26 protein-coding genes are annotated in these 24,525 nt (G+C 71.1%); 14 read left to right on the forward strand and 12 right to left on the reverse strand.

The features are described 5' to 3' along the window. Nucleotides 1-13: 13 nt before the first annotated feature. Together ACGFNN_RS19510 and ACGFNN_RS19515 are read right to left on the reverse strand one after the other, a co-directional pair. Complete coding sequence (locus tag ACGFNN_RS19510; RefSeq protein ID WP_393557364.1) at nucleotides 14-2,176, reverse strand: flotillin family protein; 2,163 nt, start codon at nucleotides 2,174-2,176, stop codon at nucleotides 14-16. A 119-nt stretch (nucleotides 2,177-2,295) separates the two neighbouring features. Then, the gene (locus tag ACGFNN_RS19515; protein ID WP_393557366.1) at nucleotides 2,296-2,934 is read right to left on the reverse strand and encodes a hypothetical protein; all 639 of its coding nucleotides are present in this window, start codon (nucleotides 2,932-2,934) and stop codon (nucleotides 2,296-2,298) included. A 303-nt stretch (nucleotides 2,935-3,237) separates the two neighbouring features. Between ACGFNN_RS19515 and ACGFNN_RS19520 the strand changes: the two genes are divergently transcribed. Then, nucleotides 3,238-4,302 (forward strand): PucR family transcriptional regulator, encoded by a 1,065-nt coding sequence (locus ACGFNN_RS19520; protein ID WP_393557367.1) that lies wholly within the window; start codon nucleotides 3,238-3,240, stop codon nucleotides 4,300-4,302. A gap of 125 nt (nucleotides 4,303-4,427) precedes the next feature. Further along, nucleotides 4,428-5,510 (forward strand): hypothetical protein, encoded by a 1,083-nt coding sequence (locus ACGFNN_RS19525; RefSeq protein WP_393557369.1) that lies wholly within the window; start codon nucleotides 4,428-4,430, stop codon nucleotides 5,508-5,510. A 61-nt stretch (nucleotides 5,511-5,571) separates the two neighbouring features. Here ACGFNN_RS19525 and ACGFNN_RS19530 read toward each other — a convergent pair whose 3' ends face one another. Continuing rightward, nucleotides 5,572-6,825, reverse strand: a complete 1,254-nt coding sequence (locus ACGFNN_RS19530; protein WP_393557371.1) for a cation:proton antiporter — start codon at nucleotides 6,823-6,825, stop codon at nucleotides 5,572-5,574. A gap of 2 nt (nucleotides 6,826-6,827) precedes the next feature. Further along, nucleotides 6,828-7,298, reverse strand: a complete 471-nt coding sequence (locus ACGFNN_RS19535) for a TrkA C-terminal domain-containing protein (RefSeq protein ID WP_362549800.1) — start codon at nucleotides 7,296-7,298, stop codon at nucleotides 6,828-6,830. 218 nt (nucleotides 7,299-7,516) lie between these two features. On the opposite strand from ACGFNN_RS19535, the gene ACGFNN_RS19540 reads away from it, so the two are divergent. Continuing rightward, on the forward strand, nucleotides 7,517-7,852 hold the full coding sequence (locus tag ACGFNN_RS19540) for a hypothetical protein (protein ID WP_393557373.1): 336 nt from the start codon (nucleotides 7,517-7,519) through the stop codon (nucleotides 7,850-7,852). A gap of 106 nt (nucleotides 7,853-7,958) precedes the next feature. Further along, nucleotides 7,959-8,387, forward strand: a complete 429-nt coding sequence (locus ACGFNN_RS19545; protein ID WP_393557375.1) for a DUF6892 domain-containing protein — start codon at nucleotides 7,959-7,961, stop codon at nucleotides 8,385-8,387. Nucleotides 8,388-8,417: 30 nt separating this feature from the next. Here the strand turns inward: ACGFNN_RS19545 and ACGFNN_RS19550 are convergent, their stop codons facing one another. Together ACGFNN_RS19550 and ACGFNN_RS19555 are read right to left on the reverse strand one after the other, a co-directional pair. After that, nucleotides 8,418-9,200, reverse strand: a complete 783-nt coding sequence (locus ACGFNN_RS19550; protein WP_393557377.1) for a phosphodiesterase — start codon at nucleotides 9,198-9,200, stop codon at nucleotides 8,418-8,420. Nucleotides 9,201-9,312: 112 nt separating this feature from the next. Continuing rightward, nucleotides 9,313-10,062 (reverse strand): type 1 glutamine amidotransferase, encoded by a 750-nt coding sequence (locus ACGFNN_RS19555; protein WP_393557379.1) that lies wholly within the window; start codon nucleotides 10,060-10,062, stop codon nucleotides 9,313-9,315. 259 nt (nucleotides 10,063-10,321) lie between these two features. Between ACGFNN_RS19555 and ACGFNN_RS19560 the strand changes: the two genes are divergently transcribed. Continuing rightward, nucleotides 10,322-11,407, forward strand: a complete 1,086-nt coding sequence (locus ACGFNN_RS19560; RefSeq protein ID WP_393557381.1) for a hypothetical protein — start codon at nucleotides 10,322-10,324, stop codon at nucleotides 11,405-11,407. A gap of 71 nt (nucleotides 11,408-11,478) precedes the next feature. Here the strand turns inward: ACGFNN_RS19560 and ACGFNN_RS19565 are convergent, their stop codons facing one another. From ACGFNN_RS19565 to ACGFNN_RS19575, 3 genes are all read right to left on the reverse strand, one after another. Continuing rightward, nucleotides 11,479-12,927 (reverse strand): flotillin family protein, encoded by a 1,449-nt coding sequence (locus ACGFNN_RS19565; RefSeq protein ID WP_393557383.1) that lies wholly within the window; start codon nucleotides 12,925-12,927, stop codon nucleotides 11,479-11,481. Nucleotides 12,928-13,011: 84 nt separating this feature from the next. Continuing rightward, nucleotides 13,012-13,533 carry a hypothetical protein gene (locus ACGFNN_RS19570; protein WP_393557385.1) on the reverse strand — a complete coding sequence of 174 codons (522 nt, stop codon included), beginning with the start codon at nucleotides 13,531-13,533 and terminating at the stop codon, nucleotides 13,012-13,014. Nucleotides 13,534-13,639: 106 nt separating this feature from the next. Next, the gene (locus ACGFNN_RS19575) at nucleotides 13,640-14,125 is read right to left on the reverse strand and encodes a peroxiredoxin (protein WP_365518678.1); all 486 of its coding nucleotides are present in this window, start codon (nucleotides 14,123-14,125) and stop codon (nucleotides 13,640-13,642) included. A 160-nt stretch (nucleotides 14,126-14,285) separates the two neighbouring features. Between ACGFNN_RS19575 and ACGFNN_RS19580 the strand changes: the two genes are divergently transcribed. The 3 genes from ACGFNN_RS19580 to ACGFNN_RS19590 all read left to right on the forward strand — a co-directional run bounded on the left by ACGFNN_RS19580 (nucleotide 14,286) and on the right by ACGFNN_RS19590 (nucleotide 17,238). Beyond that, complete coding sequence (locus ACGFNN_RS19580; RefSeq protein ID WP_393557387.1) at nucleotides 14,286-15,026, forward strand: alpha/beta hydrolase; 741 nt, start codon at nucleotides 14,286-14,288, stop codon at nucleotides 15,024-15,026. A 66-nt stretch (nucleotides 15,027-15,092) separates the two neighbouring features. Continuing rightward, entirely contained in the window at nucleotides 15,093-16,784 is a 1,692-nt protein-coding gene (locus tag ACGFNN_RS19585) for a SpoIIE family protein phosphatase (protein ID WP_393557389.1), read from the forward strand. A gap of 52 nt (nucleotides 16,785-16,836) precedes the next feature. After that, on the forward strand, nucleotides 16,837-17,238 hold the full coding sequence (locus ACGFNN_RS19590) for a hypothetical protein (protein WP_393557390.1): 402 nt from the start codon (nucleotides 16,837-16,839) through the stop codon (nucleotides 17,236-17,238). A gap of 26 nt (nucleotides 17,239-17,264) precedes the next feature. On the opposite strand, the gene ACGFNN_RS19595 is transcribed toward ACGFNN_RS19590, so the two are convergent. Together ACGFNN_RS19595 and ACGFNN_RS19600 are read right to left on the reverse strand one after the other, a co-directional pair. After that, on the reverse strand, nucleotides 17,265-17,483 hold the full coding sequence (locus ACGFNN_RS19595; protein WP_365518684.1) for a hypothetical protein: 219 nt from the start codon (nucleotides 17,481-17,483) through the stop codon (nucleotides 17,265-17,267). A 135-nt stretch (nucleotides 17,484-17,618) separates the two neighbouring features. Next, complete coding sequence (locus ACGFNN_RS19600) at nucleotides 17,619-18,215, reverse strand: hypothetical protein (protein WP_393557392.1); 597 nt, start codon at nucleotides 18,213-18,215, stop codon at nucleotides 17,619-17,621. Nucleotides 18,216-18,548: 333 nt separating this feature from the next. Here ACGFNN_RS19600 and ACGFNN_RS19605 point away from each other — a divergent pair, with 333 nt between their 5' ends. The 5 genes from ACGFNN_RS19605 to ACGFNN_RS19625 all read left to right on the forward strand — a co-directional run bounded on the left by ACGFNN_RS19605 (nucleotide 18,549) and on the right by ACGFNN_RS19625 (nucleotide 22,812). After that, nucleotides 18,549-18,893 (forward strand): MerR family transcriptional regulator, encoded by a 345-nt coding sequence (locus ACGFNN_RS19605; RefSeq protein WP_362668277.1) that lies wholly within the window; start codon nucleotides 18,549-18,551, stop codon nucleotides 18,891-18,893. A 317-nt stretch (nucleotides 18,894-19,210) separates the two neighbouring features. Beyond that, nucleotides 19,211-19,414, forward strand: a complete 204-nt coding sequence (locus ACGFNN_RS19610) for a cold-shock protein (protein WP_033269772.1) — start codon at nucleotides 19,211-19,213, stop codon at nucleotides 19,412-19,414. A 264-nt stretch (nucleotides 19,415-19,678) separates the two neighbouring features. Continuing rightward, nucleotides 19,679-21,247 carry a DEAD/DEAH box helicase gene (locus ACGFNN_RS19615; RefSeq protein ID WP_393557395.1) on the forward strand — a complete coding sequence of 523 codons (1,569 nt, stop codon included), beginning with the start codon at nucleotides 19,679-19,681 and terminating at the stop codon, nucleotides 21,245-21,247. Between the two features lie 196 nt (nucleotides 21,248-21,443). After that, complete coding sequence (locus ACGFNN_RS19620) at nucleotides 21,444-21,644, forward strand: hypothetical protein (RefSeq protein ID WP_393557397.1); 201 nt, start codon at nucleotides 21,444-21,446, stop codon at nucleotides 21,642-21,644. A gap of 403 nt (nucleotides 21,645-22,047) precedes the next feature. Beyond that, a complete protein-coding gene (locus ACGFNN_RS19625) occupies nucleotides 22,048-22,812 on the forward strand; it encodes an SDR family NAD(P)-dependent oxidoreductase (RefSeq protein ID WP_393557399.1) in 765 nt (254 codons plus the stop codon). On the opposite strand, the gene ACGFNN_RS19630 is transcribed toward ACGFNN_RS19625, so the two are convergent. Then, nucleotides 22,802-23,752 (reverse strand): ScbA/BarX family gamma-butyrolactone biosynthesis protein, encoded by a 951-nt coding sequence (locus ACGFNN_RS19630; RefSeq protein WP_393557401.1) that lies wholly within the window; start codon nucleotides 23,750-23,752, stop codon nucleotides 22,802-22,804. The two genes, ACGFNN_RS19625 and ACGFNN_RS19630, sit on opposite strands and share 11 nt — an antisense overlap. A 99-nt stretch (nucleotides 23,753-23,851) precedes the next feature. Between ACGFNN_RS19630 and ACGFNN_RS19635 the strand changes: the two genes are divergently transcribed. Then, nucleotides 23,852-24,496 (forward strand): ScbR family autoregulator-binding transcription factor, encoded by a 645-nt coding sequence (locus ACGFNN_RS19635; protein ID WP_393557403.1) that lies wholly within the window; start codon nucleotides 23,852-23,854, stop codon nucleotides 24,494-24,496. Nucleotides 24,497-24,525: the final 29 nt, after the last annotated feature.

Here is a 24,525-nt window from a genome sequence, read left to right on the forward strand (position 1 = left end):
TGCCGGACCGCCCTCAGACGAGGGCCGTTCCGTTGTGCGGAGCCGTCCCGTTCGCCGAAGGCGCGCCGGAACCCGCCCCCGTACCGGCTCCCGCACCTGCTCCCGTGCCTGCTCCCGCCAGGGACGACACGGTCATCCCGGCGAGCCCCAGCTCCTCCGCCGCGGCGAGCAGCTGCTTCACCTGTCCCGAGGCCGCCCCCGGTGACCGCATCAGCTGGGTGAGCAGGGCGGACACGGTCAGGTTTCGTACGTCCCCCGTGGAGAAGGAGCCCAGCACCCGGGTCAGGTCGTCCGTGAAGGAGCCGCTGCCGTCGAGCCAGGGACCGGCGAGGGTCTGTGCGGTCCGCGAGTTCTCCACGAAACCGTCGACGCTCCGGCCGAGCGAGACCGAGGAGACCAGGCGGTCGAAGAAGACGGAGTCGCCGCCCACGATGTCGATGTCCGCGTTCTCAAGACCCGTCGCCAGTACCGTCGCCTGGGCCTCGGCGACCTGCCGGCGGACGTCGAACTCCGCGAGCCGGATCTCCTTCTCGGCGTCGAGCCGCAGTCGGTACTCCTCGTGCCCGCGCGAGGCGTCGTCCAGCGCGGCCATCGCCGCGGCCTTCTCGGTCAGCCCCGCGGCCTCGGCCTTCAGCTTCTCGCCGATCATCGCCGCGTCCGCCTCGGCCTGGGCCCGGGTGCCCTCGGCGACCGCCAGCGCCTTGAGGCGCGCGCCCTCCGCCTCCGCCCGCAGCCTGGCCTCGGTGGCCTGGGCCTCCGCGCGGCCGGCCTTCTCGGTGACCTCGGCCTCCGCCTCCCGGACCTGGACGTCCGCGAGACCCGCGGCGGCGGTCTCCGCCTGGACACCCTCGGCGAGCCGCAGCTTGGCCTGGGCATCGAGGTCGGCCGACTTCAGCCGGGCCTCCGCGAGGGTCAGCTGCTCGGCCGCCAGGTGGACCGCCGCGGCCTCCGCCGCCTCGGCCGCCTTGATGTCCTTGACCAGCTTCTCCTGGGCCTCCGCCTCCGCCGCGATGATCACGGACCTGCGGGTGCGCTCCGACTCCTCGACGGCCCGCAGCGTCCGGATCGACTCCTCCTGTTCGGCGACCGTACGGTCCACGGCGATCCGCTCCCGGATCACGTCGGCCACCTCACGGCGCTCGGCCTCGACCTCCTTCGTCGCGGCGATCCGGTTCAGCTCGGTCTCGCGCTCCCGCCCGATGACCTCCAGCAGCCGGTCCTTCTCGATGCGCTCGTTCTCCACGGCGATGACCCGCTCGCGGTTCTTCTGCGCGACGGCGACCTCGCGGGCCTGGTTCTCCCGCTGGATGCCGAGCTGCTCCTCGGTGCGGATGAACGCGCTCTGCGAACCGAGCCGCTCCTCCTCCTGCACCCGGGCGGTGGCCGCCTCCTCGCGGGCCCGCAGCGTCTCGATCTCGCGGCGCTGCTTGATCTCGGCCTCGGACTGCCGGCGCTCCAGCTCCAGGATCGTCTCCCGGGCGTCGACGTCCTGACGGGTGATCTCCTTCTGCTCGGTGCGCTGGAACTCGTTGGTCCGCACGTGCTCGATCGCCGTCAGCTCGGTGATCTTCCGGATGCCCTGGGCGTCCAGGATGTTGGCCCCGTCGAGCTGCGCCATCGGCGTCTGCTCCAGGAAGTCGATCGCGGCGTCGTCCAGGTGGTAGCCGTTCAGATCTGTCCCGATGACTCGGATGATCCGGTCCCGGAACTCCTCGCGCTTGGTGTAGAGGTCGACGAAGTCGAGCTGCTTGCCCACCGTCTTGAGCGCCTCGGAGAACTTCGCGGCGAAGAAGTCCTGGATGGCCACCTTGTCGCTGGCCCGGTCCGTGCCGATGGCCTGCGCCACCTTGATGACGTCCTCGACGGTCTTGTTGACCCGGACGAAGAAGGTGATGTGGATGTCGGCGCGGATGTTGTCCTGACAGATCAGGCCCTCGCGTCCGGTGCGCCGGATCTCGATGGTCTTCACCGAGATGTCCATCGTCTCGGCCTTGTGCAGCACCGGGAGGACCACGGCACCGGTGAAGGTGACGTCGACCTTCTTGGTCTTGGAGATGATCAGTGCCTTCCCCTGCTCGACCTTGCGGAAGAGCCGGGTGACGACGAAGGCCAGGGCGATGGTGATGAGCAGGACAACGGCGACGAGCACGCCGATGCCCCAGGAGATTGCGTCCATGGCGGTCCTTGACGGCTGGTGGGGCGTACGTGGATGGGGCGGGCACCGCACGCGGGGCATGCGGAACCACGGGCCCGGCTCGGGCCCGGAAGTGATCCGGTGACGGAGCGGGGTGCGGCTCAGCCCGGTGCGCGGGGCAGTGGGCGCGGGGCGAGTGCCGCGTCGTAGGGCGCGACCCAGAAGAACTCGCCCTCGGCGTCGTAGGCGAAGAGCAGCCCCGTACTGCCGGAGCCGAGGACCTCACCCGGTGCGGACGGGCCGGGCTGCCGGCGCACCTGCACGATGGCGGTCGAACCGTCCGCCGCCGCGACCTCCGCCTGCCCGAAGTCGGCAGTGACGGATCCGGTGCGGATCGTGCAGACCTCGCCGACGAAGTCCTCCCGGGACGGTGGAGGTTCCGCGGGGAAGTACCGGCGGAAGCGGCGTACGAGCATGCGGACCACCCCCCAGGCGATCAGGAGCGCACCGGCCAGGACGGCCAGGTGCAGGGAGGCCCGAGCGGTGCCCGTGACTCCGCTGCGGAGGACCAGGACCGAGCCGGTCAGGCCGGAGAACCAGGCGACGACGATGAAGAGCGAGACCGATACGGAGACCGGCACCCCACCGAAACCGACCGCCTCGGAGTCGAGGTCGGCGTCGAACGAGTCGGGTCCGGCGGCGCCTGCCAGCACGAGCGTCCAGAAGCCGATGACGACCACCAGGGCGGCGCCGAGGACGACGGCCGGGAACGTGGCGGCCGCGGAAAGGAATTCGGTCATCCGTTCCACCCCCCTGTTCGGGACACGCTGTACGGTCCGGGAGGCAGGGCGTCCGCGGGTGACGGCGGGGGCACCGGAGCCGCGGCACCTTCAGCGGTGCCGCGACGACCGGTTCCTTCCCCCGTGTTCCCCCGCAACCCCCGTGATTCCCCCGTGTGTTGCAGGACCGATCCTGACAGTCCGGGCGGCGTCGGCGCACTGCCGGAATCCGGCAGGGTTCGCGGACCCTGCCTTCCGGGCACCGGCATCCGCCGGTACGCGTTGGGAAGGTGGCAGAGCTGTTGACGTACGGAGGAGCGCACGGTGGGACCTGAGATACCGGAGAGGTTCCTGGAGGGCTATGCCCACATCCTGTCCGAGGTCGCCCGGACCGGCCGGCGGCTCACCCGGGAGGAGCTGGAGGCGCGCCGGACACTGGGGCGCGAGGCCGCGGAGGCGGGCCATCAGCTGCGGGCACTGGTGCACCGCCACCTCACGGAGACCCGGGCGTCCTGGCCGGCCCAGGCCGCCGAAGCCGGCAGCGCGGACGCGGTGCTGGGCGCCGTCGAACAGGCCGTGGACGCCTTCGCGGAGGGCTTCGAGCGGGCGCAGCGCCTGACGGTGCGGCGCGAGGAGGCGGCGAGGCGGGAGTTCATCGACGACCTGCTGTACGGGCGCAGCGACCTCGGCAGACTGGCGGAGCGTGCCACCCGCTTCGGGCTGCGGCTCTCCCGGGCGCATGCCGTGGCCGTGGCGGCGGGGCCCGAGGCGTACACGGAGTCCGACCGGGTCGCCCGCAGCGTGGAGGCGGCCCTGCTCGCGCGCTTCGACGGCCGGAAGATCCTGCTGACGACGAAGGACGGCCGACTGGTCTGCATAGCCCCCGGCAGTCAGCCGGACGTCCTGCGGTACTTCGCCAAGCAGGCCCACGCCGCGACCGACGGCGGCCAGGTCGCGGTGGGCCGCCCGCATCGCGGGCCCGGCGGGGTGGTCCACTCGTACGACGAGGCGCTCGACGCCCTCGACCTGGCGCGCCGGATGTCGCTCGACGACCCGGTCCTCTACGCGGCGGATCTGCTGGTCTACCCGGTGCTGACCAGGGACCGGCAGGCGATGGCCGACCTGGTGCGCAGCGAGCTGGGCCCGCTGCGGCAGGCACGCGGCGGCGCGGAACCCCTGCTGCGGACCCTGTCGGTGTACTTCGACGCGGGCTGCGTCGCCGCGGAGACGGCCCGCCGGCTTTCGCTGAGCGTGCGGGCGCTGACGTACCGGCTGGAGCGGATCCACCAGCTGACCGGCTCCGACCCGGCCGATCCCGCGCACCGGTACACCTTGCAGACGGCGGTGATCGGGGCCCAGCTGCTGGACTGGCCGGCGAACGAGCTCTGAGCGGGTGGGCGGGCCGGGGCACGAGCGGCCGACCTGGGCGCGTGCGAGCGGCAGGCCGCCGGGCCGGGCTGTCGGAGGCCTGCCATAAGGTCCCGGCAGGAACTCGCCCCTCCCCTGGAGCCCTTGTGCCGCAGCAAGCCGGACTCGTGACCACGATCGCCGCCCCTCTGGAGTTCTCCGGAGCGCCTGACGCGCCGCGGGTGCAGGGGGGAGCGGGGAGGCGGCTGCTCGTACAGCGCGGTGACACGGAGCTGGTCGTGCGGGCCCTTGACGCGGCCGAGGCCGAGGAGGTCCGGTTTCCCGCCCCGTGGCCCGGCCGGTACGGGCACCACGCGGTGGCGCCCGGCGGTGATCTCGTCGTCTTCGCCGGGCTCCACGCGCTGCGGGCTGTGGACCGGGAGGGGAGGACGCGCTGGGAGGTGCGGCACCGCTGCTGGGCGGGCTGCGCGGGGCACCAGGACTTCGCCGAGTACGGAGGTGAACGTGACCACCGGTACACCGGCAGCGGCTCGGCGGGGTTCTCCTCGGACGGGCGGCTGGTCTGGGCCCACGTCCGCGGCTCCCTGGACGACGACCGGGGCCGCGGCGCCGACGAGTGGCTGGTCCTCGACTCCGGGGACGGCACGGTGCTGGCCCGGACCGCGACGCACACGGCGGCTGCGGGCTCCGGCCATGTGCCGCATCCGGACCCCGCGCTGATGGGCCTGACCGTCGGGGAAGGGCAGGACGGTGCGCCGTTGCGCTGGGGGCGATGGGACGGCCGCACCCTGGCCGTCGACGACTTCGGGGGCCAGGACCTCGTCCTGCTGGCCGTGAGTCCTACGGGCGGCCGGCTCCTCACCGTCACCCACGACCAGGACACTTTGGCCGTCCACCGCGTCGCCGATGGCACGGTCGAGGCGGACCTGGCCGCGGACGCCCTGCCTGCGCACCCGGCGTCGGAGGCCGAGGCCGAGGACTGCGAGGCGGAGGCGTTCTTCGACTACGAGGGCGGCTTCGTCGACGAGGACACCGTCGTGGCCGGGACGGTCGAGAGCGACGAGGAGTTCGGGGAGGGCCGGCACTGGCTCGTCGAGGCCTCCCGTATGCGACCGGTCGACCGGATCGCCTACCCCTTCGAGGTGACCGGCCTGCCGAGCGGGCTCGGCGATGGCACCTGGTACACGGTGTCCGCCGCCGAGAACGCCCTGCACATCTGGGCCAGGTGAGGCGGCGGCAGGCGTAGCCGGTACGACCGCTCCGCGCTCCCTGCCCTCCCCGGAGGTTCCGTCAGTCCGCGTCGCGCCCGGCGTGCTCCGGCGTGAGGTCGTCGTGCGACGGCATCGGAGCGGGGCGCTCCGCTACCGGGGCGGGCTTTTTCCGCCTCCCGGCGAGAGATGCCTGCAGCTTCGTGGCCACCGGCTCCGTCCACCGGGCGGTGAGCGGTCCGGCGATGACGAGGATCAGCACGTACGCCGTCGCGATGGGACCGATCCTCGGCTCCGTCGCTACGGCTAGACCGGCGATAACGATCGAGAACTCCCCGCGCGCGACGAGCGTGCCACCTGCCCTCCACCGTCCCCGGGGGCCGATCCCGGCCCGCCGCGCCGCGTACCAGCCGGTGCCGATCTTCGTGAAGACCGTGACGATCGCGAGGAGTGCCGCCGGGATCAGCACGGGCGGGATCTCGGCCGGGTCGGTGGACAGCCCGAAGAAGACGAAGAAGACGGCCGCGAACAGGTCCCGCAGCGGTGTGAGCAGCTTGCGCGCGCCCTCGGCGACCTCGCCCGACAGGGCGATGCCCACGAGGAACGCGCCGACCGCCGCCGACACCTGGAGCTGCTGGGCGACCCCGGCCACCAGGACGGTGAGTCCGAGGACGACGAGCAGCAGCATCTCCGGGTTGTCGGAGGACACCGCCCGGCTGATCAGGCGCCCGTGGCGCAGCGCGAGGTACAGCACCAGCCCGACGGTGCCGAGCGCGATCAGCAGCGCGATGCTGCCCCCGGCGAGACCGACACCGGCGAGCATCGCGGTGAGCAGCGGCAGGTAGACGGCCATGGAGAGGTCCTCGATGACGAGGACCCCGAGGATCACGGGCGTCTCACGGTTGCCGAGCCGTCCCATGTCGGTCATCACCTTGGCGATCACGCCGGACGACGAGATCCAGGTGACCCCGGCCAGGGCGACGGCACCCACCGGGCCCCAGCCGAGCATCAGCCCGGCCGCCGCCCCGGGCGTCGCGTTGAGTACGAAGTCGACGGCCCCGGACGGGTACTGCGTTTTGAGACTGGTGACGAGTTCCGAGGCGCTGTACTCCAGCCCGAGCAGGAGCAGCAGCAGGATGACACCTATCTCCGCCCCGATGGCGGTGAACTCCTCGCTGGCGCCGAGCGGCAGCAGGCCGCCGTCACCGAACGCGAGGCCGGCGAGGAGGTAGAGCGGGATGGGCGAGAGCCCGATCCGCCCGGCGAACCTTCCGATGATGCCGAGTCCCAGGATGACGGAGCCCAGCTCCACGAGCAGTGCGGTCGTGTCGTGCACGATCAGCCCTCCGCGATGATCTCGGAGAGCGTGTCGACGCCCTCACGCGTACCGACGACGACGAGCGTGTCCCCGATGGCCAGCCGGAAGTCCGGCCCCGGCGACGGATGCGCGCTGTGTGTCCGCAGGACCGCCACGATCGACGCCCCGGTCCTCGTCCGGGCCCGGGTGTCCCCGAGCAGCCGGCCGCCGTACGGGGAGCGGGTCCCGAGCGGGATGTGCTCGGTGACCAGGTCGATGCCCTCGGTGCGTACGGCGTCGATCGGCGCCGCGTCGATGAGGTGCGCGAGCCCGGTGGCCTCGGCGGTCGTCAGCGGCACGGAGAGCACGCACGAATCTGGGTCGTCGTGTTCGTAGAAGCCCAGGAACCGGCGCCCGTCGTGGTGGACGACCACGGAGATGTGCTGCCCCGACTCGGTGGTGTAGTCGTACTGGACGCCGACTCCTGGCAGCGATGTGCGGTGGGTTCCCATGACGTCCTCCCGAGGGGCGCGCGGTGGCGGGGCACGCTTTTGATCATTTCTTTAGCCACTCATTACCCTAACGGCCCACTGTTTCCGGCCGGTGGGCGTCCCGCGTCGGGACGAGGGCCGCCAGGGGGCCGGACGTCGCATGATGCCGTTGGTGCCGTGACCGGAAAGGTTTGCCGAGAAGCTTGCGGCACTAGGGTGCCGCTGTGAGGTTGCGCGGAGTGTTCATCACATTTTTCCTGGTCCCGCTGGCGTGGGGGGTGATCACCCTGCTGAGGGCCGGGGCGGCCCACGGCGTCCCGGACTGCCCGGGGCTCCAGCTGGGCGAGGATGGTGAGGACCACCCCGGCCCCATGCGGCAGGGCTATACCTGCGCGCTCGACTACAACGTCAACGGCGGCGATTCGACCGGCACGGCCACGTACAACCAGCTCGAGTACGCCCAGAAGGTGAAGCGCGGCGATCTCCTGGGCCAGGGGCTGCTGTACACGCTGTACGGAACGGCGGGCACGGCCGCCACCGTGATCGCCGCACGGAAGCGCGCCGACAGACGCTAGTGCTCCGACCACAGTGGTTCGCCGGGCTGGTGGTCGGGCGGTCGGCTCCTGCCTGAACCTCCCGGGAGGGGTACGGACCGTCGGTGCCGGGTGGTATCCATACGGCATGGCTCAGTTCAAGGACTTCAACTTCAAGCTGCTCGTGATCGAGAAGCTCATGTACGAGGACGAGACGCTGACCCCGGCGTTCAGCATCGACGAGCGGATGCGGGACCGGGGGATCGCCGACACGGTGACGTACGTGTACGACAACGACCTGGCCTTCTCCGTGCTCGAAGAGTCCCGCACCTACTTCGAACAGCTGGAGATAAGCGACGAGTTGCTGGCAAGCGTCGATGAACTGCTCCTCGACGGAGGCCATCAGGTGTACTACGAGTGTTCGCCGGTCTGGGACGGCGAGGACGACCTCTTCGACGTCCGCTCCCTCGACGACCTGGCGCTCCTGCCGAATCTCAGGCTGATCGACAACGCGGACATGCTGACGCTCCCCGACGCCGAGGACCAGCTCGCCGCGCGGGGGATCGAGGCGGGCTGACGAGCGGGGAGACGCAGAGGGCGGCTGCTGTCAGAAGCAGCCGATCGTCGCGGCTGCGTGGCTCACGGGGACGGTGTGGGTGACCCAGACCTGGCCGCTGAGGAGATGGAGCAGGGCCGAGGCGGGCTCCGGCAGGTAGTGGGGTACGCCTCCCTGGAGAGCGAGGCCGCTCTGGAGGTGGGTGCTGGAGGCCGTCGCGAGGACGGTCCCGGCGAAGCCCGCGGTGACGGGGCGGTGCACATGGCCGGCGAGAACCCGCACGACGTCGGTGTGCCGGGTCAGTACGGCTGCCAGGTCCTCGCCGTCGTCCAGGCACATCCCGTCCAGGAAGGGGACGCCGATCGCGATCGGCGGATGGTGCAGGCAGACGAAGACCGGGGTGTGCGGCCTGCGGGTGAGCGCCTCGTCGAGCCACTCCAGCTGCTCCGGACCGAGACGGCCGCCCGGGGAGCCCGGCACGGTCGAGTCCAGGACCACGACGGCGAACGACGGGTGGTCCACCACGTAGTGCGTCCGGTCCCCCTCGCCCAGGAAACCGGTACCGGCGAACTCGGCCAGTAGTTCCTCCCGGTCGTCGTGGTTCCCGGCCACCAGGTGCAGAGGGAGCGGGAAGCGCTCGATCACCTCGCGCAGAGCCCGGTACTCGTCTCGTGCACCTCGGTCGACCAGGTCGCCGGTGATGACGACGCAGTCAGGCCGCCGGTCGAGCGTGAGGAGGCGGCCGAGGGCCCGGTACAGCCCCTCCGCCGGAGCTCCGGCGAGCGGCCCCGTCGTGATGTGCGGATCACTGAGGTGTGCGAGGGATGCGGTCATCTCCTCACCTTCCGGGGCTGGTTGGCCAGGGGCAACCGATCCAGCTCCGGGCGAAAACTCGGTTTCGCGCGCCCGGAAACGGCCAGGCTGACGCGGCGCGAGGTACGCGGGCTCAGCCGGTTCGGGCCCCCGGGTATTCAGCCCTAGCGGTCACCACGTCCGCGAAGCGGTGGGCGACGGTGCGCCAGGTGTCAGTGGCCGCCGGTTCGTCCCGCAGGGCCTGGGCCAGCAGGGTTTCCGGGGCGGGGGCGCCGTGGCGGGTCAGTCGGTCGCGGTTCCAGCCGGTGATGCGCTCGGCCGTGGTCTCCGGGTGGAACTGCACACCCCACGCGACGGATCCGACGCGGAACCCTTGGTAGGGGCAGTGCTCGCTGCGGATCAGCCAGTGGGCTCCGGCGGGGAGCGCGGTGACGGCGTCCACGTGGTTCTGGATGGCGTGCGGGTGTTCCGGCAGGTCGCGGAACACCGGATCCGAGGCGGCCTCCGGCAGCAGGCTCAGCCGGGTGGAACCGAACTCCGGCGTTCCGTGGCTCCCGCGTACCTCGCCCCCGGCGACCTGGGCGAGCATCTGGCCGCCCAGGCAGATGCCGAACATCGGGGTTCCGTCGGCGAGTGCCTGGCGTACGAGGTTCCTCGTCGCGGGCAGCCACGGCGCGTTCGCGTCGTCGTCGGGAAGGTAGGCGCCGCCGAGGACGATGAGCGCGGTGTGCTCCAGCCGGTCCGGGACCGCCTCTCCCTCGTGCGCGAGGACGATGTGCGGGGTCACCCCACGCTCCGTCAACCAGGCTGTCCAGCGCCCGAGTCCGCCTCCGCCCTGGTTCTGCACCACCAGTGCGGTGGCGGTCGCGGTACGGGTGTCCATGGGTGCCCCCTGCCGTCGGTCGTCGCGTCGCCGGGTCGCCGTCGCCGGTCGTCGGGGATATGCCCCCGTCATGTGATGATCCCCGATCACTCCCACGTGTGAACGTAGTTGCTCAGGTCGGGCGAGGGGGTTCGGCTGCGGTAGCGTAATCGCGTCATCACGCTGTGTGTGCGTACGTGCGCATATGGCGCGGTCCCCGGGGGTGTAACGAGCACCGACCGAGGACCTTCACCGCCAGTGGTTCGGAGACCCACCAGAGATGCTGTGGCATGCTATCGCGCCCTCGCGCGGCTACACGAAGGCCGCGAACGAATTGGTGCGCACCCCGCGTCTGAGCAGTGACGCGAAGATCCTTCTCCTCTATGTGCAGGGGCTCCCCGACGACCGTCGCGGCGTGGCCCTCAGCGAGCACGCGCGAGCCCTCGGGATCACCGGTCGGGCGTACCAGAAGGCCAAGAAGCTGCTGGTCACCTGCGGTTATCTCCATGAGCGGCGGCAGCAGGGCGGGCGAGGCTGCTGGACCACCGAGCAGCTGCTGAGCAATGTCCCGCTGACTCCGGAGGAGGCGAGGGCCGCCCGAGCCGGAGAGCCCGCGATCCCGGCCGAAGCTCCGGTGGTGTCTCCGGGTGAGCGGTATCCGACGGTCGGTGAGCCGGGCAATCGGGACGTCGGTGGTCAAAAACCCGAGGAAGAAGAACCTGGGAAGAACGCATCCCACCCACCCACCGAACCGCACGCGGAGGAAACCGGGTTGGAACCGTCCGAGGCCGAAGCGGCGGAGGCGGAGCGGGTGTTGCTCTCACTGCGTCACGCGCACCGCTCGCTGCGGCTGGGTGTGCCTGAGGCCCGCAAGCTGGTGAAGCTCGCGGTGGTCTGGCTGCGGCGCGGTGTCACCGCCGCCGAGATGCGCAGGGTGCTCACCGGGGACCTGCCGGGCAAGGGTGTGCGTTCGGCGGTCGGCTTCCTGCGCCACCGGCTTATGGCGAAGATGCCCGAGGAACCGGCGCCGGTGCCGGAACCGGTCCAGGCCCCGCCCGTGCCGCCGCTGCGGACCTGTGCCGCGCCCGGGGACGAGCACCTCTTCCGGCCCGTCCCGGGCGAGGAGGACGAGACCCGGTGCGGACCGTGCCGCCTCGACGCCGCCCGTGCAGCCTGGGCCGAGGCGCGGGCCGCGCAGATCGCTGCCGAGGAGGCGGAGCTCCGTACGGCCGAGTCCCCGGCCGCCTCACCCGCCGTCACCGACCCGCCCGTAGCCGATCCTCCGGTCGATGACGTCGACGTGTACGCCCACACCCCCTGGCGGGAGAGGGTCGCCGCCCTGCACGCGGAGGCGGAAACCGGCTGAGGCGAAGGGGCGGACGTGAGTGTGCCCGGCCGGTGAGATCCGCCGGCCGGGCACTCGTGAGGCGTGGTCGGTCAGTCCTTGATCTCGATCTTCTCGGACTCGGCCTTCTCGCTGCCCGAAGGGGCGGGCACGACGGGCTTCGCGGCGCCCTCCGCCTTGCCCTGGAGGTTCCGGAGGACGGCTCCGAGATCGACGCCGGTCGTGGAGCTGAGGAGTTCCAGACCCTGGGCCACGTTGTCGGTGACCGTACGGGACAGCTGGCTCGCGCCGTCCGTCGAGATGACGGTCATCTTGTCGATCGCGCTCAGCGGCTCGGACGCCTTGGCGACGACCTGCGGCAGCACCTCGACGAGCATCTGGAGGACGGCCGCGTCGCCGTACTGCTTGAAGGCGTCCGCCTTCTTCTGCATGGCCTCGGCCTCGGCGGCGCCCTTCGCGGCGATCGCGGCTGCCTCGGACTCACCCTCGATGCGTACGGCGTCGGCGAGCGCCGAGCGGTGCAGCTTCTCACCCTGACCCGTGAGTCGGGAGCGCTCCGCGTCGGCCTCGGCCTCCTTGACCTGGGCGATGCGGCGGGCCTCGGCCTCCTGCTCCGCGCGGTAGCGGGCGGCGTCGGCGGGCTTGCGGACCTTGGTGTCGAGCTCCCGGTCGGTCAGGGCGGCCTGGCGCTGGGCGACCTTCTCCTGCTCGGCGAGGACCTCCTGCTGACGGGCGGCCTCGGCGAGCGGACCCGCGGCGTTCGCCTTGGCCGCGGCGGCCTCGGTCTCGGCCTTGATCTCCGCCTGCTTCAGATAGAAGGTCCGCTCCGCGATGGCGATCTCCTCGGCCGCCTTCAGCCGTGCCTGCTCGGAGGCGCGCCGCGCGATGGCCTCGGCGATGTCCGCCTCCTGCTTGGCGCGTGCCGCCTCGGGGCGCCCGAGGTCCTCCAGGTAGGAGCCCTCGGTGGTGATGTCCTGGATCTGGAAGGCGTCCAGGATGAGGCCCTGACCGGAGAGGCTCGCCTCGGCCTCCTCGGCGACCTGCCCGGCGAAGGCCGCGCGGTCCCGGATGATGTCCTCGACGGACATCCGGCCGACGATGGCGCGCAGGGCTCCGGACAGCACCTCCTGGGTGAAGCCGACGATGCCGTTCTGCTGCTGCAGGAAGCGCTGTGCCGCGGCGCGGATCGCGTCCTCGTTGCCGCCGACCTTGACGATCGCGACACCTTCGAGGTTGGACTTCACGCCCCGCAGGGTGACCGCGCCGCGGACCGCGACGGGGATGTGCCGGCTGGACAGGTCGAGGGTGAACTTCTGCTGCACGAAGGGCACCACGAAGACGCCGCCGCCGACGACGACCTTCTGGCCGCTGTTGTCGATGCTGGTGCGTCCGGTCACCGGGTCGACGGACTTCTTGCCCCGGCGGCCGGTGATGATGAAGGCCTGGCTGGGCCCGGCGACCTTGTACCGGGTGATCACGACGAGCGCGAGCAGCACGATCAGTACGACGGTTCCGATGACGGCGATCAAGACTGGACTCATGAGACGTGTCCCCCTGGCCGTCCCCGACGGGACGGCGGTGTTCGGCGGTACGGGCACTGGAGAAGGCGGGTGGTGCGGGTGCGGTCAGCGCTCGACGGGGCGGACCGTGACCGAGGTCGTCGAGAGCGTGGCCTCCACCCAGACCTCGGCGCCGCGTTCGACCGGGACCGAGCTCTTCGCGGCGAACTTGACGGTCTGGCCCGCCAGTCGGAGCAGGACCTCGCCGTAACCGTCGGCGGGGATCGGTGTGACCACGGAACCCGAGGTGCCGACCAGGTCGTCGCCCCTGGGTGTGGGCGTGGTCTGATCCGCCATCAGGGCCTTGCTGAGCTTCCAGGTCAGCCAGGCCGCGACGAGGCCCGCCCCGGCGCCCGCCGCGATGGCGACGGGCGTGGAGGCGCCGGTGGTGCCGAGGACGATCGCCCCGCCGAAACCGAGCATCGAGAGGAAGCCCGCGATGACGGGCAGCGAGAGCAGGCCGTCGAAGAAGCCGTCCAGCACGCCGCCCAGGACGTCGCCGAAGAGTCCTTCGAGCACCCCGTCGAAGATCAGGGACAGGGTGAGGAGAACGATTCCCGCAATGCCGAGACCGAGAAAGATGGTCACGCGATCACATCCCCCGATGTACCGATTCCCCCGAAATGGTTCAGTCGAACTGGCTGCATGGTCCCATACGGCGGCCGCCGTGGGTACTGCCGGAGTCCGGCAGTTTTCAGGCGGAGTTGATGCCGGAAAGCTGCGCGGCCAGGGTGTCGAGCGACTGGAAGGTGGCCCCCAGCAGAGCGACGTGCTTCCACCGCAGGACACCGTCCGGTCCGATCAGGAAGACGGACCGGCGTACGCCGATGCCGGGCGCGGCGACCCCGTAGGCGCGGGCGGTCTCCTTCGCCGTGTCGGCCAGCAGCGGCATGCGCAGGCCGTGACCTCGGGCGAAGGACTCGTGGCTGTCCACACCCTGTGGACTGATTCCCCAGACCTCCGCGTCGAGACCCTCGAAGGTCTCCATGCCCGAGGAGTACGAGCAGAGCTGCTTGGTGCAGACGGCCGTGTTGTCCCCCGGGTAGAAGGCGAGGACGACGGCCCTGCCCCGCGCGGCGGAGAGCGTGTAGTCGCTCCTGGTGAATCCGTCCTCCGCCAGGACGCCGCCGGGAAGGGTGAAGTCGGGTGCGGCGGTGCCGATTCGGGGTCCTGAGGCCATGTCGAAGGCTCCTCGTGTCGCGTTGTGGACGGTTGTGTGCCTCGTACAGTGAACGGCACTTTCCGCCCATCGACACGTTCGACCCATCCATGAGGCCCCGGGCACCGAATATGGGGAGAGTGGGCGGGCGCGGGCCCCGCGCACCGATCGGGAGGTACGTGTGGCCGGAAGACCGTCGGCAGCGGTGTTCATCCTCCACGGCGGCTACGAGACAGGTCTTGAGGCACCGGCGCCCGGAGCCCTCAACCTGCCCGGGCTGCGGATGCTGCCGTTCGCCCGGGTGGTCGCCCGCGCGGTGCGCGGTGACGCCGGGGTGCGGGTGCAGCGGATCCGCTACACCCACCGCGGCTGGAACGGACACCGTGAGGACCCCCTGCACGACACCGTGCGGGCCCTGGACGACCTGCGGAAGGAAGCGGGGGACATCCCCGTGGTGCTGCTCGGCCACTCCATGGGTGCCCGCGCCGCCCTGCACGCCGCCGGACACCCGCTGGTCCGCTCGGTGGTGGGCCTCGCCCCCTGGTGCCCGCCCGGTGACCCGGTGACGCAACTGGCGGGCCGCGACGTCGTACTGCTGCACAGCACCCGGGACCGGGTGACCAGCCCCCTGGCGTCCCAGTCGCTCACCGCCAGGGCGCGGCGGGCCGGTGCCCGTACCTGCCTGGTGACGATCCCGGGCAGCGACCACGCGATGATCCGCCGGGCCCCCGCCTGGCACCACATGGCCGGAATCCTGGTGAGCGGGCTGCTGGGCCTGACCCCCGTACCCAAGCGGGTCGAAGCGGCGTTCGAGCTGCCGCGCGGCGCCACCGCCTCCGAAGGCACCCTGCCGCTGGGCGGCCTGGACGCCGGTGAACCGGCCCCGCGGAGATGCGGTGCGGGGCGGGGCGGCAGACGATGAAGGACCGGGCGGAGGCAGACGGCGCGTGAGGGCCGGCCGCACGGTCCGTACCCATGGGAGGCTCCGTTGCAGGCCGAAGAGCACGCCGACCCGCCCGGCCTCGACGTGGCGGGCCTGGCAGCGGTGCTCGCCGACAGCGCGGCAGGCGTGGCCGTCCTCGACACGGAGCTCCGCTACATCTATGTGAACGCCGCGTTCGAACGGCTCAACGGCATCCCGGCCGCCGACCATCTGGGCCGGACGGTGGACGAGGTCCTCTCGGCCGTCGACGTCCGGGCCGGTGTGGTGCGCAAGGTGCTGGCCGACGGCAGGGCACGGACGGGAACCGTCGGCGTGGGTGCCCGGACGGATGCCGTCGCGAAGCGACGCTCCTGGCGCATCGCCTACCACCGTGTCGAGACGGACGGCCGGGTGCAGGGGCTGGTCGGCATCGCCCAGGAGATCACCGCCACCGACGACGAGCAGGAGGAGCTCAGGCGGGCGAGGAGCTACCTCACGCTCCTGGACAGCGCGGCCGCCAGCATCGGTACCACCCTCGACGCGGCCACCACCTGTCAGGAACTGGCGGAGTTCGTCGTGCCCCTGATGGCCGACATCGCCGTGGTCGAGGTGCTCGCCGACGACCCGGATCACCGCAGCACGGCGACGGCCGCCGGGATGCTGCGCCTGCGACGCGACGGGCTGGCTTCCGTCCCGGAACTCGCCGAGGGGATCCGGCGCTTCGAGGGGGTGGGGGAGGACGTCGTCTATCCCCCGGGTGCCGCCGTGGCCCGGTGCCAGGTGACCGGAGAACCGGTGATCGAGAACCTCGCCGACGACGAGTGGTTCGAGAAATCCGCACCGGGTCCGGAGCGGGTCGCCGCCTACCGGGCTCTCGGCCTGCACTCGGTCGTCGCGGTGCCGCTCGTCATCGGCGACCGGACGACGGGCGTGCTCAGCATGGTCCGGGCCGGGAACTCCCCTCCCTTCACCGAGGGGCTCGACGTGGTCGTCGCCAGGGCCCTCGCCGGCCGGGCGTCCGTCGACATGGACCACGCGCACCGGTACGAGAAGGAGCACCGTGTCGCCAGGGAGCTCCAGCGGTCCCTGCTCTCCGAGCCGCGGGGGCCCAACTCGGGCATCGAGATCGCCTCCCTCTACCTGCCCGCCGGCGCGGGGGCGGTGGTGGGCGGTGACTGGTTCGACGCCATTCCGCTCACGGGCGGCCGTCACATGAAGGTGATGGGCGATGTGATGGGCCACGGCGTGGACGCCGCCGTCGCCATGAGCAACTACCGCTCGATGCTGCGCCTCATGGCCGTGGACGACCTCCCGCCCCACGAGGTCCTGGACCGTCTGGACAAGGCCGTCGAGCAGTCCGGCCTCGACCGGGCCGCGACCTGTGTCGTCGCCGTCGTCGACCGCCGGGAGGGCGTCTGCGAGATGGCCAGCGCCGGGCATCCACCACCGGTCCTCATCGATCCGGGTGCCTGCGGGAGGATCGCCGACATCCCCGTGGGACCACCGCTCGGCACGGGCATGGGCGGCTACCGGACGACGGTGCTGCCGTGCAGCCCCGGCACCGTGCTCTTCATGTACACGGACGGACTGGTGGAGCGGCGGGGCGAGGACATCGACGTCTCGATCGGCCGGCTGACGAGTCTCCGGGCCCCGGCGGCCGGGCATCTGGAGGATCTCCTGGACGAGGTCGTGGAACGATTCGCCGCCACGGCCGAGGACGACATCGCCGTACTCGTCTCACGGAGCAAGGGCTACTGAACAGCACTGCGGTGCGGGGTCGTTGTCAGAGGCGGGTGCCAGGATCGGGCCCATGGAACCCTTGCTCCTCACCGACATCGAAACCGCCGTCCGCAGCAGTTGGGGCGCGGACACCACCACCCCCGAGTACCGGGACCGGTGGAAGCCGGACAACCCGGCCCGCGACCAGTGCGGGGTCACCGCCATGGTCCTCAACGACCTGCTGGGCGGTGAGCTGATCCGGGGAGAGGTCCTGGTCGACGGCGTGCGCGTCGATTACCACTGGTGGAACCGGCTGGGCATGGGCGTCGAGATCGACCTGACTCGGGAGCAGTTCGAGGCCCACGAGACCGTGAGCGGCGGCGTCGTCATCGAGCGCCCGCAGGAGATCGTGCGGCTCCGCGAGGAGTACGAGCTGCTGCGGGCGCGGGTGCTGGAGAGGCTTGGCGCGCGGACGCGTCGGGAAGCGGCCTGAGCGGACCCGTCCGCGTCATGTCCGCGTCACCGGGCGGGTTGCCGGGTGTGTCCACGCAGCCGACGCAGCACGATCAGCGCCGAGGTGATCAGGGGCAGCAGTCCGGCCACGGCGTTGGCCATCTCCAGGTTGTCCTGGTCGCCCCGCGTCTTCCGCATCCGGTTGACGGAGCGGATCACGGCGATCGCGCTGCTGCCGAGGCTCAGGAGCAGACCGACCTTGGAGTTCGAGGCTTTCCTCGCCATGTGGTGCCTCCCGGTGACAGAGCCGCCCCCGCGTCCACGTAACCGGCTCCCGGGCAGGTCCGCAATCGGGGGCGTCCCGCGCGGGCGGCGCCCGGGACCGTCCGGCGCCTCGGACGAGCCCGGACCGTCCGGCACTCAGACGAAGAGGAAGCCGGCGGCCGTGCACGCGCCCACCGCCGCGCCCGCGACCGTCTGGGCCACCGAGTGGTAGCGCAGCGCCACCCGGGACCAGCACACGGCGACGGTGAGGACGCCCGCGCAGAGCCACCAGGCGGAGTGGGCGACGCCGAGCAGCGCGACCACGGCTGCGGCGACCGCGGAGTCCACCGAGATCTTCCAGGCCGTGTTGACCGCCAGGAGCACCGTCGTCATGCCCCACAGCGAGAGCATCGCGATCAGGATTCCGAGGGGCGCGTGGCCCAGGACCATGATCAGAGACCCTGCGCCGAGCGAACCCAGGATCACCAGGAAGATCGGCGCCCGCTGCGTCCGGTCCACGACGTGCCTGTCGCCCCAGGTCCCGCGCCCGCGCTCCCACTCGATGTACCCGGCGGGGACGAGACCGGCGCAGAGAGCACCGAGGAAGCCCCAGGGGAGGCCGGTCCAGTCACCGGCGGAGGCCAGCCCGATGGCGAGCATGCCGACGATCAGCGTGTTGCGGGGCTGGAGGACATCGGTGACCGTACGTGCCACGGCCGTGGTCCTGTGCGCGGTCCCGTCCGTGGTGTTCATGCGGTGCGTGCTCCGGTGACGTGGGCGGCCCCGGTGTACCGGGGCCGGACGTGGAGTAGCCCTTCACGACGGGGGATGCGTGAAGGGCTACGTGAGCAGTATGACCGTTCGCCGGTCCAGCGACAACTGACCGGTCGGTCAGTGGTGTTGGGGGTGTCGCGCGGACGCGTGGGGTGGCGGGCGGCCCCCTGCCCGCGCCGTCCCGCGCGCCGTCGGCGCGCCGGGACGCCCAAAGCTGTCCCGGCGGCGATAGACATGACCTACCCCTGCGCCTAGGGTTTCTTGTGCAGCCAGGTCATATCAGTGGCCCGGTGCGCAGCAGAGAAGGTGCAGATGCCCCCGGAGCCCCCGTCGCACGCGACGGACCGTCTCGACGACGACGACTACCCCGCGTACACGATGGGGCGGGCCGCCGAGATGATCGGTGCGACGCCCGGCTTCCTCAGGGCGATCGGTGAGGCCCGCCTGATCACGCCCCTGCGGTCGGAGGGCGGCCACCGGCGGTACTCGCGCTACCAGCTGCGCATCGCCGCCCGCGCCCGCGAACTGGTGGACGGCGGCACACCGATCGAGGCGGCCTGCCGCATCGTGATCCTGGAGGACCAGCTCGAGGAGGCCCAGCGCCTCAACGAGGAGCTCCGCCGGTCCGCGCCCGGCCGGAGCGGCACCGATTCCTGAGCGGCACGCGGGTGCATATCTGTTTCCGTGGGCACAGAAATACGCGCAATGCGCGGTGAGGGTTTATGTCCCACGCTATGTCCCGTGTACCGTGGCGGCTGCGCAGTGATATGGCGTACTGCTCACTTGTGCCCGAATCATGCTACTGTTGATCTCAGTTGCAGTTGTGGTTCCCAAAACTTCAAGTGCTCTCACCGTTTTCACTCCGGTGGGTGCGCTTTTGTATTTCCGGTCTCTTCCGGACGGGGCAATCATTTGCGGCGACGTAGGGTTCGCACAGTGCGGGCCCACGGGCAACGCCCCGAAGGAGATATGACATGGCTACCGGCACCGTGAAGTGGTTCAACTCGGAAAAGGGCTTCGGCTTCATCGAGCAGGACGGCGGCGGCGCTGACGTCTTCGCCCACTACTCGAACATCGCGGCCCAGGGCTTCCGTGAGCTGCAGGAGGGCCAGAAGGTGAACTTCGACGTCACGCAGGGCCAGAAGGGCCCGCAGGCGGAGAACATCACCCCTGCCTGAGCACTCGGGTAAGTGACACAGCTGGGGCCCGCACCAAGGGGTGCGGGTCCCAGCTCGTTGTGTTTTCCCGGCTCCCCGCCGAGCCGTCCGTGGCGGCGGCGGTGGTGCACAGGTGTACGAAGTGCCGAATCCTGGTGGTCCACCCCGGGTGCACTTCGAATTCCATTTAATTTCACCGGCTCGTTCTTGCGATTCTCGGCGCCCGATGTGCGGCGCCCGGAAGGGAATCCCTCGACACGTGCCATTCGAGGGAAGGGTTCTGCATTGAACCGAGATCGCACAGCTCGTACGAACGACCGATTTTCGCGGACGCGCTCGGGAGGTTCCGCGGGAAGCCGCACGGCCGACGGATTCCGTTCGGCAGGGTCCGGCCGGCAGGGCGCCCCGGGTTCGCGGGGGCGCTCCGGCGGACCCGGCCGCCCGGGCGGCAACGGCCGCCGCACCTCCTCCGCCACGGCCGAGTTCGCCCTGCCGGTGACCGTGACTCCCGCCCTTCCGGCCGCCGAGTCCTTCGCGGACCTCGACATGCCCGCGCCGCTGCTCGCGGCGCTGGCCGCCGAGGGTCTCACCGTGCCCTTCCCGATCCAGGCCGCCACCCTGCCGAACTCGCTGGCCGGACGCGACGTCCTGGGCCGCGGGCGCACCGGTTCCGGCAAGACGCTCGCCTTCGGGCTGGCGCTGCTGGCCCGCATCGCGGGCCGGAGGGCGGACGCCCGTCGGCCGCTGGCCGTCGTCCTGGTCCCCACCCGGGAACTGGCCCAGCAGGTCACCGACGCGCTCACCCCGTACGCCCGGTCCCTGAGGCTCCGGACGACCACGGTCGTCGGCGGTATGTCCATCGGGCGCCAGGCGAGCGCGCTGCGCGGCGGCGCCGAGGTCGTGGTCGCCACGCCGGGCAGGCTCAAGGACCTCATCGAGCGAGGCGACTGCAAGCTCGACCGCGTCACCGTCACGGTCCTCGACGAGGCCGACCAGATGGCCGACATGGGCTTCATGCCCCAGGTCACCGAGCTGCTGGACCAGGTCGGCCCCGACGGCCAGCGGATGCTGTTCTCGGCCACCCTGGACCGGAACGTGGACCTGCTGGTCCGCCGTTACCTCAACGACCCGGTCGTCCACTCCGTGGACCCCGCGGCCGGCGCGGTGACGACGATGGAGCATCACGTGCTCTACGTCCAGGGCGCCGACAAGTACGCGACGACCACCGAGATCGCCGCCCGCGACGGCCGGGTGATCATGTTCCTGGACACCAAGCACGCGGTCGACAAACTCACCGCCCACCTGTTGCACAGCGGAGTACGGGCGGCCGCGCTGCACGGCGGCAAGTCGCAGCCGCAGCGCACCCGGACCCTGGACCGGTTCAAGACCGGCCAGGTCAACGTGCTGGTCGCCACGAACGTCGCGGCCCGGGGCATCCACGTCGACAACCTCGACCTCGTCGTCAACGTCGACCCGCCGACCGACCCCAAGGACTACCTGCACCGCGGTGGCCGTACCGCCCGTGCCGGGGAGTCCGGCAGCGTCGTGACGCTCGTGCTGCCCAACCAGCGCCGCGAGATGACCCGTCTGATGGCCGACGCCGGGATCACCCCGCAGGTCGCCCAGGTCCGCTCGGGCCAGGCCGAACTGAGCCGGATCACCGGGGCACGGACGCCGTCGGGCGTGCCGGTCACCGCGGGCGCTCAGGTCTCCGAGCCGGGCAAGGGCGGCGGCTCCGGTCCGCGTGGCCGACGGGGCGCCCGCCCCGGCCAGGGGCGTCGCTCCAACGCCAACACCCCGACGTCCGAGGCGCGCGCCGCCGCCGCCCAGCGGCGCGCCAACAAGGCCGCGTAGCCCCTCCCACCCACGCACTACCGCGCACCCCGGGGCCCTCCGCCCCGGGGTGCCGCATGTGGGTGTCCGCCGAAGCGGCGACGTGCGGACCGGTGTCGCGGGACCCGGCTCGTGTCCGCGCGCGTCCTCGGCCCACGGCCGGGAAGATCACGCCGACGGTGCCGCACGGACGGTTCGGGCGAGGAGACGGGACGACATGAAGAGCAAGCTGGCAGCCATCGGGGCGGCCGTACTGGCCTCCGTGGTCCCCGCAGCGGGCGCGCAGGCCGACGAGACGCACACCGGATCGCACAACGGGCCGCAGGTTGCACTGATCGCCACGGGACAGGTCGACGACCCCCTGGAGGACGTCCTGGAGCACGTCACGGTCCTCGGTACGACGCTCGTCGCGGACTGAGGGCCGGGCGGAGCCGGAAGGGTGGGTCGCCCTGTCGTCCTGGTGCGGCCCCGGGCTTCCCCCGGCCCCCTTCCCCTCGCCGGCGCCGCTCAGGGCCCTCACGGCTGCCCCCGGAGCCCTTGAGTCCGTGTCTCCCGCCCTCGGCCTGCCCGGGTGGCGCACCCGACCGCGGCGCGGCGGCACACATCGATCCACCGGCCGACAGGACACCCCGGCTCGCGGTCACGGACATGCGAGCCGTCGTCGGGATTCTCCGCCTGGAGACATCCGAAACAGGATGTGCGGTTTGTTATGTTTCAGGACGTAATGCGGCTGCGCCGGCCGTGCTGGACGGGCCGACGCGGCCGGCGGTGGCGCGGTCGTCGGCGTGGGCATGCCGGAGGGCTCCTGCCAGACTGCGGCCATGAGCGATCTACTTCACGACAGAGTCGTCCTGATCACCGGGGCGAGCAGTGGTATCGGCGCGGCGGCGGCCCGGGTGTTCTCCGGCGAGGGTGCGACGGTGGTCCTGGCCGCCCGCAGGGAGGAGCGACTCGCCTCTCTGGTGGATGAGTTGAAGGACAAGGGGGCACAAGCCGCCTATGTCGTCTGTGATGTCACCGTCCCGGAGGACGCCGCTCGTGCGGTCGGCTTCGCGGTCGACACCTACGGCCGACTGGACTCGGCGTTCAACAACGCGGGTCTCGGAGGTGACAGAACTCCGCTGCACCTCATGGGCGATGACGTGTACGACGCGGTGATGGACGTCAATGTGAGGGGGGTCTGGAACTGCCTCCGCCACGAGATCGCCGCCATGCTGGAGAACCCCGGGAGGTGCTCCATCGTGAACAACAGCAGCGTGGGAGGTGTGGTTGCCATACCCGCTGCCGCTCCCTACATCGCGGCCAAGCACGCGGTGGTCGGACTGACCCGCGCCGCTGCGGACGAGTACGCCCAACAGGGCATACGCGTCAACGCCGTTGCGCCGGGGACGACACGGAGCGAGATCACCGCGGACTGGTTCGGCCGCAATCCGGGGCTGGAGGACATGGTCAACAGCATGACCCCGCAGGGGCGTACGGCCGAACCGGAGGAAATAGCTCAGGCGGCTGCCTGGTTGCTCAGTGACCGCAGCCCGTTCCTCACCGGCACCGTTCTCCCGGTGGACGGCGGTTTCCTCAACCAGTGAGGCCGCTGTCCGGTCCGACCGGCCCGGAACGGCCGGACAGCCGGCTGTGAAAAACCGTTTCTCCGTCCTGGGTCGCGGTGACCAGGACGGAGACCTCGCCCGGGTCGGCGGCGGAGGTCACCTCCGCCTCGATCCAGCAGGGCCGGTCGAACTCGGTGTAACGCTCGAAAGAACTGCTGAAGTTGGTAACTTCGAGGGTCGCGGGATGCAGGGCGGCCTGTGCCGCCTGCTGTGCCGCCTCCATCAGGACCAGTCCGGGGACGTGATCGACCGGGTGGTCGAAGAGCACGGCGTCCGCCACGTTGTTGCGCAACTGCCAGCGCATCGGCCGGTCCCCGGGCGAGAGGACCACCTCGGCCGCGGTCGGGCGCCGTACGACGCACGGGTCGGAAGGGGCTGGGAGCTCCCAGGTGTTCCAGCCGGCGCCGGGAGTCGCACCGCGGAACCGGCTGTAGACCCGGGGGGAGATCCAGCCGAACTCCGATGCGGCACGGGCAACCAAGGTGGTTCCCTGGAGGAACCGAACGTCCACGCCGAGGGAACTCACCGACCTGCCGGGCTTCTTGGGTGTCGAGGCGGACACCTCGATCGTGAGTTCAGCCGGCGCGTCCGGGGGTACCTCGAATCCCGGGAGGACGGTGAAGTCGAAGTTGTGGAGCAGGGTTTGGTTGACCAGCGGTACGCCGTACGCCGCGTGCGCGATCAGCAGGCCGCTCTGGCGGACCGTCTGGGTGAGCATCCGGGGGTCGTACGGGAGCCCGGCGGCCGGGGGCGGCCAGCTCGCGGTGAGCGAGAACTCGCCATCCGCGACAGGCCGCCATGCGGTGAGGAGGACCGTGTCGGAACGCCGCAGGTGGACGTCCTCGCCGCGGACGCCGTTCCAGCCCGCAGCGGTGTCCTGCGGTCGGCTCGGAACGGTGGGTATGTCGGGCAATGGCACTCCCGGGCATGGCGCAAAATGGTCATTACGGCGCTGATAGAATACCGGTCCACCGGTACTTTTTGAAGAAGCGTCAGGCACGTTCAAGAGGAGCGCGAGTTGGCACGACAGCAACGGGCGATCCGCACGCGCAGAATCTTCCTGGAAGCAGCCGCAGAGGTCTTCGACGAGCACGGGTACGACGCGGCCACGATCGCGGCCATCCTGGACCGGGCCGGCCTGACGAGGGGCGCGCTCTACTTCCACTTCACGTCGAAGGAAGAGCTGGCCCGGGGTGTCCTGCAGGAGGCGGTGACCTCGGACGGGGTCACCCCGCAGACCTTCAAGCTGCAGGAATGGGTCGACATGGCGCTCCTGCTGGCCTACCGGCTGCCCAGGGAACCCCTGCTCAGCGCCTCGATCCGGCTCTCCGTCGACCCCCGGGCGCGGGGGCTGTTCGGTACCCGCTGGCCGGACTGGATAGCTCTGTGCGCGGAGATCCTCACGGAGGCCAAGGACCGCGGTGAGCTCCTCCCGCACGTAGACCCGGAGACCACGTCCCGGCTCTTCGTCGGTGCCTGGACAGGGGTCCAGCTGGTGACGGAGTCGATGGCCGAGCCGCCGGACCTGGTGGGAGAGATCTCCGCCTTGTTCGAGCTGATCCTCCCCAACAACGCGGTCCCTGGTGTGCTGGCCCGCCTCGACACCTCTCCGCACCGCGCGGCCCGCCTCATCGAGCAGCAGCAGGCGGTCGCGGTCTCCTGACCCCCGGGCCCCGAGCGTCGCGGTCTCCT

The sequence above is a fragment of the Streptomyces sp. NPDC048590 genome, assembly GCF_043199535.1.
In the GTDB taxonomy this organism is placed as follows: Bacteria; Actinomycetota; Actinomycetes; order Streptomycetales; family Streptomycetaceae; genus Streptomyces.